The organism is Aminobacter ciceronei (assembly GCF_014138625.1).
GTDB lineage: Bacteria > Pseudomonadota > Alphaproteobacteria > Rhizobiales > Rhizobiaceae > Aminobacter > Aminobacter ciceronei.
Genome location: NZ_JACJHY010000021.1, coordinates 1 through 17,997, shown reverse-complemented (window position 1 = coordinate 17,997; position 17,997 = coordinate 1). Strand labels below are relative to the sequence as shown.

Sequence of the window (17,997 nt, the reverse complement as noted above, 5' to 3'; positions counted from 1 at the left end):
CCTTGATAATCGCTCAGAACAACAGATGTTCGAGCGGGCCGGCGGGCAGCGAGAGCTGCAGTCCCTTGGCGAAAATGATCCAGACGACGAATGCAAGCACGATGCCGATCGGGATCGTCTTCCACAGCGCTCCGCGGCCAAAAGCTCTTGCCGTTGCGGCAAAGAGCAATCCGGTGGCGATCGAGAAGCCAGCTGTCTTGAGCAGCAGCATCTGGGCGGCAAGACCGCCGACGATCCAAAGGATCGGGCTGATCTCCTGCTTTTCGCGCTCGGGGAAGTCGCCACGCCAGGCTTCGAAGAACGTCCAAATTGACAGGCCGAAAAAGGCCACAGCAATTACATAGGGAAACGTTGTCGGGCCGACGCGGGCATAGTTGGCGCCGGCGCCATGGCTGGCTGTGCTCCAGGCAATGATCAGAGACACCACCATCAGCAGGGCGGCGATGACAAGCGCCGCCCGATCGGGGCGGCGCCTTTCTTGTTGCTGGTTGTCCAGGCTCATTTCACCAGGCCGATGTCTTTCAGGATGGCGGACGTCGCCTCGGTGTCCTTCTTCAGCTGGGCTGCGAAGTCGTCGCCGGCGAGATAGGTATTGGCCCAACCCTTGTCGGCGAGGATCTTGGTCCACGAGGCCGAGGTCACCATCTTTTCGACGTCGGCGAGGACGGCCGCCTTCTGCTCGGCCGAGATGCCGGGAGCAGCAGCGACCATGCGCCAATTCTGGATCGAGACGTCAACGCCGCCTTCCTTGAAGGTCGGGGCATCGATGCCTTCGACCTTGGCATCCGACGAGATGCCGATGATGCGCAGCGTGCCGGCCTTGATCTGCTCGGCAAATTCGCCGTAGCCGGATATGCCGACCGTCACCTGGCCGCCGAGGATGGCAGCGAGAGCCTCGCCACCGCCGGAATAGGCGATGTAGTTGACCTTGGTCGGGTCGACGCCGGCAGCCTTGGCGATCAGGCCGGCCGTGATGTGGTCGGTGCCGCCGGCCGAGCCGCCGCCCCAGGAAACCGAACCCGGATCAGCCTTCAGCTTGGCGACGAGGCCAGCCATGTCCTTGATGTCGGAAGCGGCCGGAACCACGAGCGCTTCATATTCGCCGGTCAGGCGTGCGATCGGGGTGACCTGGTCGAGCGTGACGGGCGAGGCGTTGGTCAGGATGGCGCCGACCATGACGTAGCCGCCGACGATCAGCTGTGCCGGGTCGCCATTGGCCTGGTTGACGAACTGGGCGAGACCGATGGTGCCGCCGGCGCCCGGAACGTTGTTGACCTGGACCGAGCTGGAGATCTTCTCGTCCTGGAGCGCGGTCTGCATCGAGCGCGCGGTCTGGTCCCAGCCGCCGCCAGGCGCTGCCGGAGCCATGATCTTGTAGTCGGCCGCGGCGGCCGGCAGGGCAAGCGCGCCCGCGATGATGGATGCCAATACGAACTGCTTCATTGCTGTTCCTCCCTTGCCCGCATGCGCGGGACAGAATGCTTTTTTCAGTTTCGGAGCCCGCGCCTGAGGCAACGTCCCGGAACCTGGGGAGAAAGGAACTGGCCGGCTTAGGGGCCTGCCATCACAGCAGCGTTTCCCGGCCCCCCTGCGCGGCGGTGAGAACCGCCGTCGGGTAGCCTTAGCGGAAACGTGTTCGAAGTCCTCCCGAACTTTCCGAGCCTCGCCGCCTCCAACGGATGGGCCAAAACTTCCCTATCGCAGCAACCTGACATCAGACTGACACCGATGCAACAGCTTGGGTACATCCTGTCGTCAGGGACTGCGCAGCGCCTCGTTCCAGCGCTCGATGACGCGGGAACGCTTGACCTGATCGAGATAGACCATCAGGCCTGGACTGACCGGCACCGGGCGCAATTGCCCGCCCAGAACCTCCTGCATCCGGTTGGCGGTGTTCTCGCCGGACACCTCGGGATTGACGGCCGCGATATGCAGCTGCCGCGCCATGACCGTCTGGCCTTCGGCCGACATGAAATATTCGAGATAGCGGCGGCCAAGGTCGGGCGACTTGGCGGCCGCCGGCACCAGGCCGATGCGCGACATCACCACCGTGTAGTCCTTGGGCAGGACGATGCCGACATCCGGGTTGCGCGCCGCCCAGTCGGCGGCATAGGAGCCGAGGATGTTGTAGCCGAGCACGAAGCGGCCGTCGGCGATTCGCTCAAGGATGGCCCCGCTCGTCGAATAGAGCTTGACGCCCCCCGCCCCCATGGCCCGGATCACCGACCAGATGTCGGGATACTGTTCCTGATCACGAGCCATGAACATGAAGCCGACGCCGGAGCGCTCGATGTCGTAGGTGGCGATGCGGCCATAGACCCTGTCGCCCTGAGACTTGAGATAGTCGACGAACTGGCCACGCGTCGCCGGCGGGTCGACGTCCTTGAAGCTCGGTTTGTGGTAGACGAACACCGCCGGCTCGTAGGTCAAGGCATAGGCGGTGTCGCGCCAATTGGCCCAGCTCGGCCAACGATCGGACAAAGGCAGCCGGCTTTCCTGGGCGTAGCCGTCATTGGCGAGCTTGACCTGCAGGTCCATCGCCGAGGAAAAGGCGATGTCGGCAGTGCCCTTGCCGGCGTCGGTCTCGGCCAGGACACGGTCGTAAATGTCGACCGTTTGCAGTTCCTCGTAACGAACGGCGACGCCGGGATTGGCCTTCTGGAAGCCGGCGATCATCGGATTGTTCAGCGGCGCATCAAGCGAGGAATAGACGACGAGCGTGCGGGCGTCCGACGCACCGTTGAGAGCTGGAAAAACGGTGACTTCCGCTTGCACGGGCGCAGAAAGGCAGACAAGGGCGGTGAGAATGGCTAGGCGCATGATCGCCGGACCATGCCTCAGCGCGCCGGACGACACAACGGGCGGATGCGTCGAACGGCCTCTGGACCTTTGCCCGGCGAATGGGCATCGTTCGGATGGGGCGGGCAAGGAGAACAGGGTTGCGCATTCTGGTGGTCGAGGACAACGCGACGCTGGCCGGGGGGCTGGCGGCGGTGCTCAAGGGCAGCGGCTATGCCGTCGACGTGGTCGGCGACGGCGCGTCCGCTGTCGCGGTGCTCGCCACCGAACGTTTCGATCTCGTCATCCTCGACCTCAATTTGCCAGAGATGGACGGGATCGACGTGCTGCGCACCATGCGCGGGCGCCAGCACGACGCCGCCGTGCTGATCCTGTCGGCCAGGCATTCGCTCGACGAGCGGGTCAAGGGCCTCGACCTCGGCGCCGACGATTACATGGTCAAGCCCTTCGACGTCGGCGAGCTGGAGGCGCGTGTCCGCACGCTGCTGCGCCGCCGCGCCGGGTTGAAGGCCGCCACAGTCAGCTTCGGCGAGGTCCAGCTCGACCTCAACACACGCAGCTTCTCCTCGAACGGGGCGGCCATCGACATCCCGGCGCGGGAACTGGCACTGCTCGAAACTTTGTTCATGCGCGCCGGCAAGGTCGTCGCCAAGCAGGCGATCATCGAATCGCTGGCCGGTTTCGACGAGGACCTCAGCGCCAACGCCATCGAGCAATATGTCAGCCGCCTGCGCAAGCGGCTGGCGCCCTATGGCCTGACAGTCAGGACCGCGCGCGGCATCGGCTATTATCTCGAAAAGATCCAAAACCCCTGATGGCGCGGACGCGGCCCTATTCGCTCCGCCGGCGGCTGTTGCTGTGGCTCCTTGTGCCGCTGGTCGCCCTCGGCCTGATTGCGCTGGCCGACACCTACAACGAAGCCGTGGAAACGGCCAACGCCGTCTCCGACCGCGTGCTCGCCGGCTCGGCGCTGGCAATCGCCGAGCGCGTGGTGGTGGCCGAGGACGGGGCGCTGGAGGTCGACATCCCCTATGTCGCGCTCGAAATGCTGACCTCGGCGGCACAGGACCGCGTCTTCTACCGCGTCGACGGCCCCGACGGCTTCATCACCGGCTACCAGACGCTGCCCGTCATCGACGGGCTGGAGCTCGAAGAGAGCGGGTATGAAGATGCCAGCTTCCGCGGTGAGCCGATTCGGCTCACTTCACTGTCCCGCGCCGCCTCGACGGGTGCGACCTCGATCCCGTTCGTCGTCACCATTGCCGAAACGACGATCGCCCGCACCCAGCTTGCGCAGACAATCCTGCTGCGCTCGGCGCTGAGACTCGCCATCCTGATAGGCAGTGCGGCGGCGATCGTCTGGTTCGCCGTCACCTTCTCGCTCAGGCCGCTCTACCGGCTGCGCGACGCCATTGCCGAGCGCAATCCCGACGACCTGCACCCGATCGAGCAGTCGGTGCCGAAGGAGGTGCGTGGACTGGTCGACACGGTCAATTCCTTCATGGGCCGGCTCGGCTCGGCGCTCGGTGCGATGCGGCATTTCACCGGCAATGCCAGCCACCAGCTGCGCACGCCGCTGACCATCATCCGCACCCAGCTGGCGCTCGCCTCGCGCGCCCATTCGCTGGAAGAGGCGCGGCAGGCGGCCCGGATGGGCGACGAGGCGGTGGCCCATGCCGAGCGCGTCATCGCCCAGCTGCTGTTGCTCGCCAAGGTCGACGAAGCGGCATCCGACCGGCTGAAGAACCTTGGCGCGGTCAACCTGACCAAGCTTGCCCAGCAGCTCACCGCCGACCGCGTCACCCAGGCGCATGCCGCCGGCATCGACCTTGGTTTCGAGGGCGAAGAGCCGCTGTTCGTGCGCGGCGAGCCGATGCTGCTCGGCGAAATGATCCGCAACCTGATCGAGAACGTGCTTGCCTATGCCGGCAGCGACGCCGAGGCGACGGTCAAGGTGCTCGACGGCGGCACCGAGGTGGTGCTGGAGGTCGAAGACACCGGTCCGGGGATCGCGCCCGCCGATCTTGAAGGCGTGCGACAGCGCTTCGTCCGCGGGCGAGCCGGCGACAAGCCCGGCGCCGGTCTCGGCCTGCCGATCGTCGAGGAAATCGCCTCGCTGTTCGGCGGCCGGCTGGAGTTGTTGGCCGGGGCCGATGGCCGTGGGCTCAGGGTCAGCGTGGCGTTGGGGAAGGCCGCCGACGCCTAGCAGCCCGAGCAGGAGCGCTCGTCATCCCGAAAACCGGAGCGAAGCGCAGGTTGTCCGGGAGCATTGATGAGCACGACCGGGATCTGGCTTGCGGTTGCATCCATGAAGGCCAACGAAGCATGGACTTGGCCGCCCATCACGATGATCCAGTCAATGGGTCCCGGCTCTCGCTCCGCTCGGCCGGAATGACGTCGCCGCGCTTCATCCAACACCCCTCATCCGTCCATTGGGGGCATCTTCTCCCACAAGGAGAGGACGGATCGCGCCTACGTCCTGACGAAGGTCAGATAGGCCGGAGTGCGGTTCTCGCGGATGGCCTTGGCTTCGTAGCGGGTGCGGGTCCAGCCTTCGTAGGGGGTGTGCCAGTCCTTGGCATCAGCGGCCTGCCAGTCGAAGGCAGGGTGGGCGCGGCAGTGCTGCAGGGTCCAGTTGACATAGGTGTCGATGTCCGAGGCGAAGCGGAACTTCGCGCCGCTTTTCAGCACGCGGGCGAAGCGGTCGAGATTGACCGGGCTGACGAAACGGCGCTTCCAGTGCTTTTTCTTGCGCCACGGGTCGGGATACAGCAGGTCGATGCCGTCGACCGAGGCCTCCGGCAGCCAGTCGAGCAATTGGGTGGCGTCCTCGTCGTAGAGCCGGATGTTGGCGAGCGGCTTTTCATGCAGCGCCGCAGCCATCTTGGCCATGCCGTTGACGAAGGGCTCAATGCCGATGAAGCCGTCATCGGCATTGTTCGCAGCGATATGGCGAAGATGTTCGCCGCCGCCGAAACCGATCTCGAGCCTGACCTTTGAAACCTCGGCTTCGAACATGGTGCGAAGATCGGCAGGAGCGGCCACGCCCAGGTCGATGCCGAGGCGTGCCAATCCTTGCTCAAGCGCCTCCGCCTGATAGGGGCGGATGGGCTTGCCGCGCCGACGCCCGAAGAAGGCTTCCGTCGAGCGGCTGCGGCGCGGTTCCTGTTCCATTGGTGGTCCTACGGTCGCCTCAGGCGGCGACCGCTTCCTTGCCGGCAACGGCGTCCTTGAGTGCCTTCACCAGATCGGTCTTCTCCCAGGAGAAGGAACCGTCGCGACCGGCCTTGCGGCCGAAATGGCCGTAGGACGAAGTCTTGGCATAGATCGGCTTGTTGAGGTCGAGGTGACGGCGGATGCCCGACGGCGACAGGTCCATGACCTGGCGCAGCGCATCTTCCAGCACCGCCTCGTCGACCTTGCCGGTGCCGTGCAGGTCGACATAGACCGACAGCGGCTGGGCAACGCCGATGGCGTAGGACAGCTGGATGGTGCAACGGTCGGCAAGCTTGGCCGCAACGACGTTCTTGGCGAGGTAGCGCGCGGCATAGGCTGCGGAGCGGTCGACCTTGGTGGTGTCCTTGCCGGAGAACGCACCGCCGCCATGCGGGGCAGCGCCGCCGTAAGTGTCGACGATGATCTTGCGGCCGGTGAGGCCGGCGTCGCCGTCAGGACCGCCGATGACGAACTTGCCGGTCGGGTTGATGTACCAGTTGCAGTCGTTGGCGATCTCGAGGTCGCCAAGGGCTTCGCGGATGTAGGGTTCGACGACCTTGCGGACCTTGCCCGAATCCCAGCTGCCGTCGAGGTGCTGGGTCGAAAGCACGATCTGAGTGACTTCATGGGCCTTGCCGTCCTGGTAGCGCACGGTGACCTGGCTCTTGGCATCCGGACCGAGCTTGCCGACATCGCCCTGGCCCTCGTGGCGGGCCGAAGCCAGCAGTTCGAGAATCTTGTGGCTGTAATAGATCGGCGCCGGCATCAGGTCGGGCGTTTCGCGGCAGGCATAACCGAACATGATGCCCTGGTCGCCGGCACCCTCTTCGCCCTGGCGGTCGGCGGCGCTGTCGACGCCCTGGCCGATGTCGGGCGACTGGCCGTGCAGCAGCACGTCGATGCGGGCGGTCTTCCAGTGGAAGCCGGCCTGCTCGTAGCCGATGGCGCGGATGGCCTTGCGGGCCACCGACTTGAACTTGGACGGATTGACGACCGGATGACCGGCGGCGTCCTTCACGACCTGGCCGTTCTTGTCTTTCTTCAGCAGCGTGTCCGGCACGCGAACTTCGCCGGCGATCACGACGCGGTTGGTGGTTGCCAGGGTTTCACAGGCAACGCGGACCTTCCACGGATCCATGCCGGTCTTTTTGGCTTCACGATAGACGAGATCGACGATCTCATCGGAAATGCGGTCGCACACCTTGTCGGGGTGACCTTCGGATACGGACTCGGAGGTGAAAAGATAATTCTGCCGCTGCACGGGATGTCCCCTCTAGAAAGCGATCGGCGCGATGCCGATCATTTGGCGCGACACGTGTTAGCGAAGCCTGCCAGACCTCGTCAAGCAGGCTTCATCGCGGAAGCGCTGTTAATGCAAGGGAGTTGCGACGGCGCATCGCCGTCGCACTCGCGCATCGGCCCGAAGATCAGAAGCGATTTTCGGGCAGTCGGGGCGCGGCTCGCGCATCCGGCGGGACGCGCAACGCTGCGCTGCTACTGGTCTTCGTCGTCGGCCAGGACCTTAGCCAACTCGATAACCTTGCGCCGAACCTTGGGGTTGGAAATCCGGGCAAAAGCGCGGTTGAGCTGGAGGCCTTCGGCGCTCGAGAGAAAATCGACCACAAAAGACGTGGACGAATCTTCCGACAGCCCCTTGTGCTCGCCGCCCTCGGCGCCGGGGGCGTCCTCGAAGAAGAAAGCAACCGGAACGCTCAGGATGGAAGCGATGGCCTGAAGGCGACTCGCTCCGACACGATTTGTTCCTTTTTCATATTTCTGGATTTGCTGAAAAGTAATGCCGAGGCTCTCTCCAAGTTTCTCCTGGCTCATTCCAAGCATATTGCGTCGCAGGCGAATGCGTCCGCCGACGTAGACGTCGGTCGGATTTGGCTTTTTCTTGTTCTCTTTTTCCACTGTCTTTCCTCGCCGGATTTTTCCAGCTTATTATTTGGGCAGGCACCCCATTCAGGGCAGTTTATTGCGTCCGGGTGCAGACGTTGATTGGCACAGCTTCTGGCTGCGCGGCGACATATGAGTTTCTAACAAGCGCAGTGTCAATTCGCCCTGAGCCTCTGTCTGAGCTTCAAGCCACTTGCCGCTACGGCAATCAACAACATGATCAGGAAAGCGTTAACGCGCGAAAACGGCGGCGAGGCAGCGCCAATAGCGGCCACCGGAAGCGAGACATCGATGGTGCCGCGAACATTCATCGCAAGTGCATCCACAACTCGCCCGCTCGGGTCGACAATGCCGGAAATTCCTGTGTTGGCCGCGCGCAGGACCGGCAACCCGTTTTCGACCGCGCGGACCTGCGACTGCCGGAAATGCTGGTAGGGGCCCGGAGTGTCGCCAAACCATGCGTCGTTGGTCACGTTTACAATAATCCCAGTTGACGCTGCGTCAACTGCAACCATGCGGGGAAAGATAATTTCATAACAAATGAAGGCTGATGCCTTGATGCCGCTGGGCAGCTCGAGCGGTCGCCGGTCGGTGCCGGCGGAGAAGTTCATCGGCCCGGCGACGAGCTGCGTCAGCCCGATCCGCTCCATCAGTCCGGCGAAAGGGATGTACTCGCCGAAGGGTACGAGATGGACCTTGTCGATGGCATCGACGATCTCGCCCTTGTCGTTGATGGAGACGACGGAATTGTAATAGCGGGTGTCGGCGCCGGCTACCGATTCGCCTTCGGCGCGCACTGTGCCGGCCATCAAGGTTTGGCCGTCGCCCAGCATGTCGCCGATCGCCACCAGCGCATCCGGCCGTTCGGTGAACAGGAACGGCACCGAGGTTTCGGGCCAGATGATCAGGTCCGGCTTTTTCGCTCCCGGCTGGGGCGCCTCGGCCGAGAGCTGCAGCATGCTGGCAAAGATGCGGTCGCGGACGCGGCCATCCCATTTTTCGCTGAGGTCGATGTTGGGCTGAACGACGCGGACATTGAGCGTCCGCCCGGCAGGCTGTGCCGGCCTGGACAGCTTGAAATAGCCATATCCGGCATGGGCCGCGACCAGCACTGCGGCAAGGGCTGTGCCGAGCTTGAGGTTACGCCGGTCGGCGAGCAGCGCCGGCATGGCAAAGACGAAGACCGCCAGCACGTTCATGCCGGTGACGCCTGCAATCGTCACGCTCTGCATGAACAGAGGCACGGGCATGGCCGCGAAGCCGAGCGGATTCCACGGAAAACCGGTAAACAGGAAGGTTCGCAGCCACTCGATCAGGCCGAAGGCGAAGGCAAGCGCTGCAATGCGGCCAATGCCGTCGCTCCACAACAGCCGCGCCAGCGCGGCAGCGAAGCCGTAGAAAAAAGCCAGGATCAGAGGGATGCCGACGACGGCGAAAGGCAGCGCCCAGGCAAAACTCTCGGCTTCGACCAGCAATGCGCCGCCGACCCACCACAGGCCGGCGAGGAAATAGCCGAAGCCGAACCACCAGCCGGTGGAAAAGGCCGGCATGAGGCGGCGGATGAAACCCGCCGGCCTGTCGGCGACGGCGCCGTCGAGCAGCCAGACCAGGATCGGGAACGAGACGAAGCAGGCGGCGAAGAAATCGTAAGGCGCTTGACCGAGGACGGCAAAGGCGCCGGCCACAAAGGCGACAAGCGCCCTTTTCCATCCCCACAGCAGAATTATCCGCCCAGCATGACGCTCCATCCGTGCCCTCGTCGCAGAATCACGGATCGAAGGTGTAGCAGCACCGCAGGGCGGCACCAAATGGCGGACCGCCCGGCGGGAACAGGCTCACGCCTGTTCAGCCTTGGCGCGACGGCGGCGCTCGCTCTTGACGCTGTGGACGATGCGGACGCGCTTGACGCGGCGCGGATCGGCGTCGAGCACATGGAACTCGAAGCCTGGGATCGCCTGCACCACTTCACCGCGCGCCGGCACGCGGCCGAGGGCGTTGAAGATCATGCCGCCAATGGTGTCGACATATTCGCTGTGTTCGCCGGGCGAGAACTCCTCGCCGAGAACCTTGGCGACTTCCTCGATCTCGGCCTTGCCGTCGACGACATAAACGCCATCGCCGGCTTGGGTGATCATCGGCTCGTCGTCGTCATCCTCGTCCTCGATGTCGCCGACGACCATCTCGACGATGTCCTCGAGCGAGACGAGACCATCGGTGCCGCCATACTCGTCGATGACCAGCGCCATCTGGGTGCGCGTCGCCTGCATGCGGCTCATCAGGTCGGAGGCCAGCATCGACGGCGGCACGAACAGCACCGTGCGGATCAGGTTGAGGTCGCCGATCGTGCGCTTAAGGTCGACCTGGGCGAGATCCAGTTGCATGTCGGCGGCTTGCGTCTTGCGCGCCCTGCCCTTCTTGACACGCGCGCCACGGGTGATGTGAGCCAGCACGTCGCGAATGTGGACCATGCCGCGCGGATCGTCGAGCGTCTCGACATAGACAGGCATGCGCGAATGGCCCGACTGCTCGAACACCGAAAGCAATTCGCCGAGGGTCGTCGACAGCTCGATCGCCTCGACGTCGGCTCGCGGCACCATGACATCCTCGACCCTGACTTCGCGGAGCCGGAGGATGTTGTTGAGCATGGCACGTTCGCCGGGCGAAAACGAATCGACGTCGCTGCCGGTTTCGGCCAGCGCATCGACAATTTCCTCACGGATATTGGTGCCGTTGCTGCGGTGGCGGAAAAACCGGCTCAACCGCTCGATGAATGTTGGCCGCTCGGCCTGGGGGTCGTGCGTCGCTTGTAACGGCGCACTGCTACTAGGTCCGTCCTCGGTCTGGTCGGAGGCCCTTGCCGCGGTTCCCGTGTCGGGCGTGGCGGCAGTCTCTTGCTTGTCGTTCATCGTCGTCCGGTCGTTGTTCGTCCCTGTTACGCGTAGGGATCGGGAATGGCAAGCCTCGCCAGCGCCTGGCGTTCAAGCGCCTCCATTTCCTCGGCCTCCTCGTCGGTCTCGTGATCATACCCCAAAAGGTGCAGGAGTCCGTGGATTATGAGGTGGGTTATGTGGTTTTCGAGCGGCTTGCCTTCAAGCTCGGCCTCGCGCTTCACCGTCTCGTAGGCAAGTACGATGTCGCCGAGCATCGGCGGCAAAGCGTCGCCCGGAGCCATCGGGAAGGCCGGAAAGGACAGCACGTTCGTCGGCTTGTCCTTTTCACGCCATTCCGCGTTGAGGCTTTGGATGGCGTCGTCGTCGGTGAAAACCAGGCTGAGCTCGACGCCGTCGACGATTTTGACCTCTGCCTCGGCCAAGGCAGCAGGCACCGCCCGGTCGACGATTGCGCGCAGCGTATCTTCGTTCGGCCAACCGCCTTCCTCGATCATCAAGTCAATGTCGAGAGCGCCCGCCGCAACGGCGGACGCCGGTGTTTTCTTGTCAGGCATGACCAAAACTTTTCCCGATCAACCCTCGGTGCCAAGGCCGCGCGCGACCTTGCCGTCGCGGTCATAGGCTCTGACGATCTCGGCGACCAGCGGATGGCGAACGACGTCGGCGTCGTTGAAGCGCACGGTCACAGCACCCGGCACACCGTCGAGGATGCGCAGCGCCTCGACCAAGCCCGACTTGGTGTTGGGCGGCAAGTCGATCTGCGTCGGGTCGCCCGTGATGATCATGCGCGAGCCCTCGCCGAGACGGGTCAGGAACATCTTCATCTGCATCGAGGTGGTGTTCTGCGCCTCGTCGAGGATGACGGCCGAATGGGCCAGCGTGCGGCCACGCATGAAGGCCAGCGGCGCGATCTCGATCACTTCCGCGGCAATGGCGCGCTCGACCTTGTCGGCCGGCATCATGTCGTAGAGCGCGTCATAGAGTGGGCGCAGATAGGGATCGACCTTTTCCTTCATGTCGCCGGGCAGGAAGCCAAGGCGTTCGCCCGCTTCGACCGCCGGACGCGACAGGATGATGCGCTCGACCATGCCGCGCTCGAGCAGCATGGCGGCATGTGCCACCGCCAGATAGGTCTTGCCGGTACCGGCAGGGCCAATGCCAAAGACGAGCTCGGCGCGCTCCAGCGCCCGCATATAGGCGTCCTGGTTGAGCGAGCGGGCATAGATGGTGCGCTTGCGGGTCGAAATCTGGGCGGCGGCCATCTTGCCCTTGCGCTCCAGCGTCGGCAGCGTCAGCTGGTCGTCGGGAGCAACCGCCATGCGCACGGCGCCGTCTACGTCGGATTGCGCCACTTCGCCGCCTTTCTGCAGGATGGCATAGAGATGATCGAGCGCCCGTCGCGCCTGCTCGGCAGCAGTCGCGCTGCCCTTGATGGTCAGCTGGTTGCCGCGCGAGCGGATGTCGACGCCGAGTTTCTGTTCGAGACGGGCCAGGTTCTCGTCGAACTGGCCATAAAGCGCACTGGCTAGCTTGTTGTTGTCGAAGGTCAGTACGATGTGCGCCATGTCAGACGCCCCGGAGGGCAGGTTCTTGAGTTCAGCAGCGCTCAACCGTCTCTCCTCATCTGCCGTACGGCCGATCAGACCGCCTCGGCGAACAGGCTGTTGGTGCCTGTCTTCGTGATTCGCACATCAACAATGTCACCGATTTCGCCGGCCTTTTCATCAACAATAACCGGCTGCAGCCATGGCGACCGTCCGACGATCTGCCCAGGCTGGCGACCCGGCTTTTCGATCAGCGTCGAAATCGTCTGTCCGACCAGCCCGTCGGCGAAGGCGTGTTGCTGCTCGGTGATCAGCTTTTGCAGCCGCTGCAGGCGCTCGTCCTTGACCTTTTCCTCGACATGGCCGTCCATGTCGGCGCCCGGCGTGCCGGGACGCGGCGAATATTTGAACGTGTAGGCCGAGGCGTAATTGGTCTGGCGCACGATCTCCATTGTAGCCTCGAAATCGGCATCCGTCTCGCCGGGAAAACCGACGATGAAATCGCCCGACATGGCGATGTCGGGACGGGCAGCGCGGATTCGATCGATCAGCTTGAGATAATCAACCGCAGTATGCCTGCGGTTCATCGCCTTGAGTATGCGGTCCGAGCCAGACTGAACCGGCAGATGCAGATAGGGCATCAGGGCGCGCAGGTCGCGATGGGCTGAAATCAGCTCGTCGTCCATGTCGCGCGGGTGGCTGGTGGTGTAGCGCAGCCGGGCAATGCCGGGGATTTCCGCGAGCCGGTAAAGCAGGCGGCCAAGCCCCCACTCCTTGCCGTCGGCGCCCTCGCCATGCCAGGCGTTGACGTTTTGCCCAAGCAAGGTGACCTCGCGCACGCCGGCCTCGGCCAGCCTTTCGGCCTCGGTGACGATCTGGGCGACCGAGCGCGACACCTCAGAGCCCCTGGTATAGGGCACCACGCAGAAGGTGCAGAACTTGTCACAGCCTTCCTGGACGGTCAGGAAGGCGGTGACGCCACGGCGGGCGACCTCGGCCTTGCGCGGCTGCGGCAGGTGCTCGAATTTGTCCTCGAGCGCATATTCGGTCTCGACCACCTTCTGGCCGCCGCGTGCCTTCTTCACCACCTCGGGCAGGCGGTGATAGGTCTGCGGCCCGACGACGAGATCGACCGCCGAAGCACGGCGGATGATCTCGCGACCCTCGGCCTGGGCGACGCAGCCGGTGACGCCAACGATCATCTCGCGCCCGGCCTCGGCCCGCTCGGCTTTGAGCTGGCGCAGGCGGCCAAGCTCCGAATAGACCTTCTCGGCGGCCTTTTCCCTGATGTGGCAAGTGTTGAGCAACACCAGGTCGGCGTCGTCGATGGTCTCGGTCGCGGCGTAGCCATCGGCAGCGAGCGCATCGCTCATGCGCTGCGAGTCGTAGACATTCATCTGGCAGCCATAGGTCTTGATGAAGACCTTCCTGGCAGCGCCCGTTGCGGCGGCGGCAGTGCCGGCCGGATTGATTTCAGCGATATCGTCGATTTCCATGCGGCGCCTCTTAGCGCTTTTCCCAGGCAAAAAACAGACGGTTTGGGTCGCCAGCCCTAGATGGAGGACGTGGCAGCGCGACCTCCCGCGAGGCAAGACCGCTGAGGCTCACATGCAGCAACTGCCGACGGAACTTGATGTGGCAGGAAAGCAACAATCATCGCCCCTTTGCAACCTGTGAGAAAGCAAACGCTTTCTCTCAACCACGCAGGTATGTACATCTAGGTCAGCTTGAGTTGTGGGGGCTTTTCGATGAGACAGATTCTTGCGGCAACTGTGGCGATGCTGGCAATCGTAACCGCAGCTGGTGCTGCCGACAGCGTGGCACCCGAAGCAGGCTCCGCTACGTACAACTGGTCAGGGTTCTATGCCGGCGTGTTGCTCGGTTATGGAACTGGAGACTCTTCCGCGATCAGCGATAACGGCTTCGATGGGTCCGCGCCCGAAGATAGAGCCGACCTCAGCCCCAAGGGTTTTGCCGTGGGAGCCGTAGCCGGCTACAACTGGCAAAGAGATCAGTTGGTCTTTGGTGTGGAAAGCGAGGTTGGCTATCTCGGTGCCAAGGATGACTTCTGGTTTCCAGATGGCGATGACTACTTTGCCCGCAGCGAGTATGGACTGTACGGCAGTCTGGCAGGCCGTCTTGGTTTCGCCATTGACCGGACCCTTATCACTGCCCGGGCCGGTGTAATCGTTGCCGACATCGACTATGGCTATGGCGACATAGACGGCGGCGTGAACGGCGAGCCTGATCCTGACTCCTCGATCTTCGGAGACGGTGCCCGTGCAGGATTCACGATCGGCGCGAGCATCGAGCATGCATTCGCGGGAGATTGGGTCGGGCGCCTGGACTATGCTTACTCGGACTTTGGCTCCCACATCGAAACCGATGGTTTCGATGAAACTTATGACGTGTCCGACAACCTTCACATGATCCGGATAGGCCTCATCAAGAGGTTCTGATCGACAGCAAACAATCAGACCCCCGGCTCCGGTCGGGGTTTTTGTCTGTTTGCGTTGGCCCAGCCTGCACCTTTCGAAGGGCCACGAGGCCTGTTGACCGGCGGATGCTCAGCGCACCGGCAGCGGCTGACCGAGCGACTGTTGCATCATGTCGCGGACGCGCTCTTCCATCAGCCGCGTCGCTTCCTTGCGGCTCGACCTGGCGGAAAAGTCGATCGGCTCGCCGAAGCGGATCTCGACGTCGAGCCCGCCTTCGGCGAGCAGCTGACCGACATGCGGCACCAGATCCATGTCGCCGATCCAGCTGGCAAGCGGGCGATGCTGGCGTCCAAGCGGAATGCCATGGATGCGGGTATAGGCGATCGACACCGGCTGGATGACGACATGTTCGGCGGCCCCTTCGGCGATTGCCATCGAGGCTGCGCCGAACAGCGTGCTCTTGAACGGCAGCAGCATGTTGCCGTCGCCGGTGCTGCCTTCGGCAAACAGCACCATGGCGTTGCCGGCGGCAAGGCGCCGGGCAATTTCGCTGGCTTGGTCGCCCGACTTGCGCTTGCGTTCGCGCTCGATGAAGACGGTGCGCTGCAGCCGCGACAGGAAGCCGAAGATCGGCCAGCCGTTCAGTTCCGATTTGGCGATGAAGGTGACGTCGAATCGCGACCCCATCGCCATGATGTCGGTCCAGGAGATGTGGTTGGAGGCGATCATCAGCGGTCGGGTCTTCACCATCTCACCGACGACATGCACGCGCATGCCCAGCGCCTTGAGCATGGCGCGGTGCCAGATCTTTAGGATCACGGTTTCCGGCCACAGGCCGGTCTTCATCGAGATCACCTGCAGCGGCACCAGCACCAGCGAGGCCGCTACCATCCAGAAGAGCGCGAGCCCTGTGCGGATTTTTCCGATCATGTAGCCCTCAAAGCCCCCGAACGGGCCTCTGGCTAGCGAAGATCGAGCCGCATGACAAGCGCGCCCGTCGCCCCTTGCGCCGACTGATAGTAGTTCGGACGCTTGCCGACCTCGTGGAAACCGAACTTGCGATAGAGACCGATCGCTGGCGCGTTGGTCTCGTCGACCTCAAGGAACAGCGCTTCGGCGCGCTGGGCGTGCAGTTCGCGCAGCACGGCATCCATCAGCCGCCAGCCGAGGCCATGGCGGCGGTGCGACCGCGAAACCGCAATCGTCAGGATTTCCGCCTCGCCCGCCGCAAGCCTGGCGAGCACGAAACCGGCGGGGGCCTCGGCGCCATGACCGATCTCGCGGACGGCAAAGCCGAACACCGTGTCCTGTTCGAGAAGTGCCGAAAACTCTTCGCCCGACCAGGGCCTGACGAAATCCTCGCGATGCAAGGGAGCGATGGCGGCGCTGTCGCCAATGGTCAGGAGTTCGAGGGCGTAGTCGCGCTTCAGCGGCCAGAACGGCAGTTTCATTTCTGTTCCCTAGGCAGCACGAAGCCAGCCTGCGGCTTGGCATCCGGTGCTCTCAGATAAATCGGCTTCGGCCGCTCGCCATCGCCAGCCTTGCCGGCGGCGATACGGGCATAGGTACCGATGTCGGCGGTGGCCGACACGGGCCCTAATGTGATGTCCATGCCGGCGGCAGCGCCGGCGATCAGCTTCGCCGCGGTGCCGGCCAGCGCCATCGTTTCCGCTGCGGCGATGGTTTCGGCCTCATCGAGCGTGAGGACCGCCGGTTCATGAACCGCTTGTCCGTTTTCATCATAGACGGCGGCATGCAGTTCCGCACGCCCGGCATCAAGGGCAGCAAGCACCTTGCATGGCCCCAGCGCCGCGCGCGTTTCGGCCGCCAATGCCTCCAGCGTCGTCACGCCGACTGCCGGGATTTTCAACGCCAGCGAGAAGCCACGCGCCGCCGATACAGCAACCCGCACGCCGGTAAACGAGCCGGGGCCGATGGAAACGCCAATGCGCCCGAGGTCGGAATATGTCTTGCCGGCCTGCGCCAACGCCTCGTCGATGACGGCCATCAGATGCTCGGCATGGCCCTTGCCGAGGTCGCGCACGGAGCGACCAAGCTCGCGGCCGGCGCCGACATCGTAGACGCTGGCGGCACAGAGGCTGGCGGCACAGTCGATGGCGAGCAGGATCATGATGCCCAGTACCTTGCGGGTATGGCGAGCTCTTTCGCGCCCCCCTCTGGCCTGCCGGCCATCTCCCCCACGATGGGGGAGATCAGCAAGTGCTGCCTACCGCGCGCTCTGCAAGGTCTTAAGAAGTTTCCTTTGCGTCGCAGTTGATTAGCTGAGGCGGGCATGAAGGCCTGATCTCCCCCCTTGTGGGGGAGATGCCCGGCAGGGCAGAGGGGAGCGTGAAGAAACGCTGTCATACGAGATAGGCTACCACGGACTGCTTAGCATTCCGTTGGCAATGATCAGCCCCGTTCCTTCGCCTTGAGTTCGAGCCTGCGCTTGTGGAGGACCGGTTCGGTATAGCCGTTGGGCTGGGCGCGGCCTTCGAAGACGAGGTCGCAGGCAGCGCGGAAGGCGGTCGACTGGTCGAACTCCGGCGCCATCGGCTTGTAGAGCGGATCGCCGACATTCTGCCGGTCGACGATCGCCGCCATGCGCTGCAGCGAATCCATCACCTGGATGTGCGAGCAGACGTCGTGGCGCAGCCAGTTGGCGATGTGCTGGGACGAGATGCGCAAGGTGGCGCGGTCTTCCATCAGCCCGACGTCGTTGATGTCGGGAACCTTGGAACAGCCGACGCCCTGGTCGATCCAGCGCACGACATAACCCAGGATGCCCTGCGCATTGTTGTCGAGCTCACGCTGGATCTCGTCGGGCGTCCAGTTGGGACGGACGACCACAGGCACCGACAGGATGTCGTCGAGCCGCGCCTTGGGCCGGCTCTTCAGCTGATCCTGCACCTGGTGCACGTCGACCTTGTGGTAGTGGGTGGCATGAAGCGTCGCCGCCGTCGGCGACGGCACCCAAGCGGTGTTGGCGCCGGCCTTGGGGTGAGCGATCTTCTGCTCCAGCATCGCTGCCATCAGGTCGGGCATCGCCCACATGCCCTTGCCGATCTGGGCATGGCCCGACAGGCCACATTCGAGCCCGGTGTCGACGTTCCACGCCTCATAGGCATTGATCCATGGCGCCTGCTTCATGTCGCCCTTGCGCACCATGGGGCCGGCTTCCATCGAGCTGTGGATTTCGTCGCCGGTGCG

Annotated in this window: 18 protein-coding genes; 3 read left to right on the top strand and 15 right to left on the bottom strand. The window is 63.9% G+C overall.

Translation table 11 applies throughout. The features are described from left to right. Window positions 1-13 precede the first annotated feature (13 nt). From HNQ95_RS20455 to HNQ95_RS20445, 3 genes are all read right to left on the bottom strand, one after another. Entirely contained in the window at window positions 14-502 is a 489-nt protein-coding gene (locus HNQ95_RS20455) for a tripartite tricarboxylate transporter TctB family protein (RefSeq protein ID WP_067954448.1), read from the bottom strand. Beyond that, entirely contained in the window at window positions 499-1,443 is a 945-nt protein-coding gene (locus HNQ95_RS20450; RefSeq protein WP_154385947.1) for a Bug family tripartite tricarboxylate transporter substrate binding protein, read from the bottom strand. The genes HNQ95_RS20455 and HNQ95_RS20450 overlap by 4 nt, the downstream gene beginning before the upstream one ends. 312 nt (window positions 1,444-1,755) lie before the next feature. Next, complete coding sequence (locus tag HNQ95_RS20445) at window positions 1,756-2,820, bottom strand: ABC transporter substrate-binding protein (RefSeq protein WP_154385948.1); 1,065 nt, start codon at window positions 2,818-2,820, stop codon at window positions 1,756-1,758. Between the two features lie 119 nt (window positions 2,821-2,939). Here HNQ95_RS20445 and HNQ95_RS20440 point away from each other — a divergent pair, with 119 nt between their 5' ends. Further along, window positions 2,940-3,614, top strand: coding sequence for a response regulator transcription factor (locus tag HNQ95_RS20440; RefSeq protein WP_154385949.1), 675 nt, complete (start codon window positions 2,940-2,942; stop codon window positions 3,612-3,614). Continuing rightward, a complete protein-coding gene (locus tag HNQ95_RS20435) occupies window positions 3,614-5,005 on the top strand; it encodes a sensor histidine kinase (RefSeq protein ID WP_154385950.1) in 1,392 nt (463 codons plus the stop codon). Before HNQ95_RS20440 ends, HNQ95_RS20435 begins: the two co-directional genes overlap by 1 nt. Window positions 5,006-5,271: 266 nt before the next feature. On the opposite strand, the gene trmB is transcribed toward HNQ95_RS20435, so the two are convergent. From trmB to miaB, 8 genes are all read right to left on the bottom strand, one after another. Next, on the bottom strand, window positions 5,272-5,973 hold the full coding sequence (gene trmB / locus HNQ95_RS20430; protein WP_154385951.1) for a tRNA (guanine(46)-N(7))-methyltransferase TrmB: 702 nt from the start codon (window positions 5,971-5,973) through the stop codon (window positions 5,272-5,274). 19 nt (window positions 5,974-5,992) lie between these two features. Beyond that, a complete protein-coding gene (gene metK / locus HNQ95_RS20425) occupies window positions 5,993-7,276 on the bottom strand; it encodes a methionine adenosyltransferase (RefSeq protein ID WP_067954457.1) in 1,284 nt (427 codons plus the stop codon). A 233-nt stretch (window positions 7,277-7,509) separates the two neighbouring features. Continuing rightward, window positions 7,510-7,929, bottom strand: a complete 420-nt coding sequence (locus HNQ95_RS20420; RefSeq protein ID WP_067954459.1) for a helix-turn-helix domain-containing protein — start codon at window positions 7,927-7,929, stop codon at window positions 7,510-7,512. Window positions 7,930-8,069: 140 nt separating this feature from the next. After that, the gene (gene lnt / locus HNQ95_RS20415) at window positions 8,070-9,662 is read right to left on the bottom strand and encodes an apolipoprotein N-acyltransferase (RefSeq protein ID WP_154385952.1); all 1,593 of its coding nucleotides are present in this window, start codon (window positions 9,660-9,662) and stop codon (window positions 8,070-8,072) included. Between the two features lie 87 nt (window positions 9,663-9,749). Beyond that, on the bottom strand, window positions 9,750-10,820 hold the full coding sequence (locus HNQ95_RS20410; RefSeq protein ID WP_182585823.1) for a hemolysin family protein: 1,071 nt from the start codon (window positions 10,818-10,820) through the stop codon (window positions 9,750-9,752). Window positions 10,821-10,846: 26 nt separating this feature from the next. Then, window positions 10,847-11,359 (bottom strand): rRNA maturation RNase YbeY, encoded by a 513-nt coding sequence (gene ybeY / locus HNQ95_RS20405; RefSeq protein WP_154385954.1) that lies wholly within the window; start codon window positions 11,357-11,359, stop codon window positions 10,847-10,849. Between the two features lie 18 nt (window positions 11,360-11,377). After that, entirely contained in the window at window positions 11,378-12,370 is a 993-nt protein-coding gene (locus HNQ95_RS20400) for a PhoH family protein (protein WP_371746544.1), read from the bottom strand. Window positions 12,371-12,444: 74 nt separating this feature from the next. Next, a complete protein-coding gene (gene miaB, locus HNQ95_RS20395; protein WP_154385955.1) occupies window positions 12,445-13,845 on the bottom strand; it encodes a tRNA (N6-isopentenyl adenosine(37)-C2)-methylthiotransferase MiaB in 1,401 nt (466 codons plus the stop codon). A 252-nt stretch (window positions 13,846-14,097) separates the two neighbouring features. On the opposite strand from miaB, the gene HNQ95_RS20390 reads away from it, so the two are divergent. Next, a complete protein-coding gene (locus HNQ95_RS20390) occupies window positions 14,098-14,808 on the top strand; it encodes an outer membrane protein (RefSeq protein ID WP_154385956.1) in 711 nt (236 codons plus the stop codon). Between the two features lie 108 nt (window positions 14,809-14,916). Here the strand turns inward: HNQ95_RS20390 and olsA are convergent, their stop codons facing one another. The 4 genes from olsA to HNQ95_RS20370 all read right to left on the bottom strand — a co-directional run. Further along, window positions 14,917-15,717 (bottom strand): lyso-ornithine lipid O-acyltransferase, encoded by an 801-nt coding sequence (gene olsA / locus HNQ95_RS20385; protein WP_154385957.1) that lies wholly within the window; start codon window positions 15,715-15,717, stop codon window positions 14,917-14,919. Window positions 15,718-15,749: 32 nt separating this feature from the next. Continuing rightward, window positions 15,750-16,238, bottom strand: coding sequence for a GNAT family N-acetyltransferase (locus HNQ95_RS20380; protein WP_154385958.1), 489 nt, complete (start codon window positions 16,236-16,238; stop codon window positions 15,750-15,752). Continuing rightward, window positions 16,235-16,918 carry a tRNA (adenosine(37)-N6)-threonylcarbamoyltransferase complex dimerization subunit type 1 TsaB gene (tsaB, locus tag HNQ95_RS20375; RefSeq protein WP_154385959.1) on the bottom strand — a complete coding sequence of 228 codons (684 nt, stop codon included), beginning with the start codon at window positions 16,916-16,918 and terminating at the stop codon, window positions 16,235-16,237. The genes HNQ95_RS20380 and tsaB overlap by 4 nt, the downstream gene beginning before the upstream one ends. A 281-nt stretch (window positions 16,919-17,199) precedes the next feature. Beyond that, window positions 17,200-17,997: aldolase/citrate lyase/malate synthase family protein (locus HNQ95_RS20370; RefSeq protein WP_512747406.1), on the bottom strand; the 798-nt coding region annotated here is incomplete at its 5' end.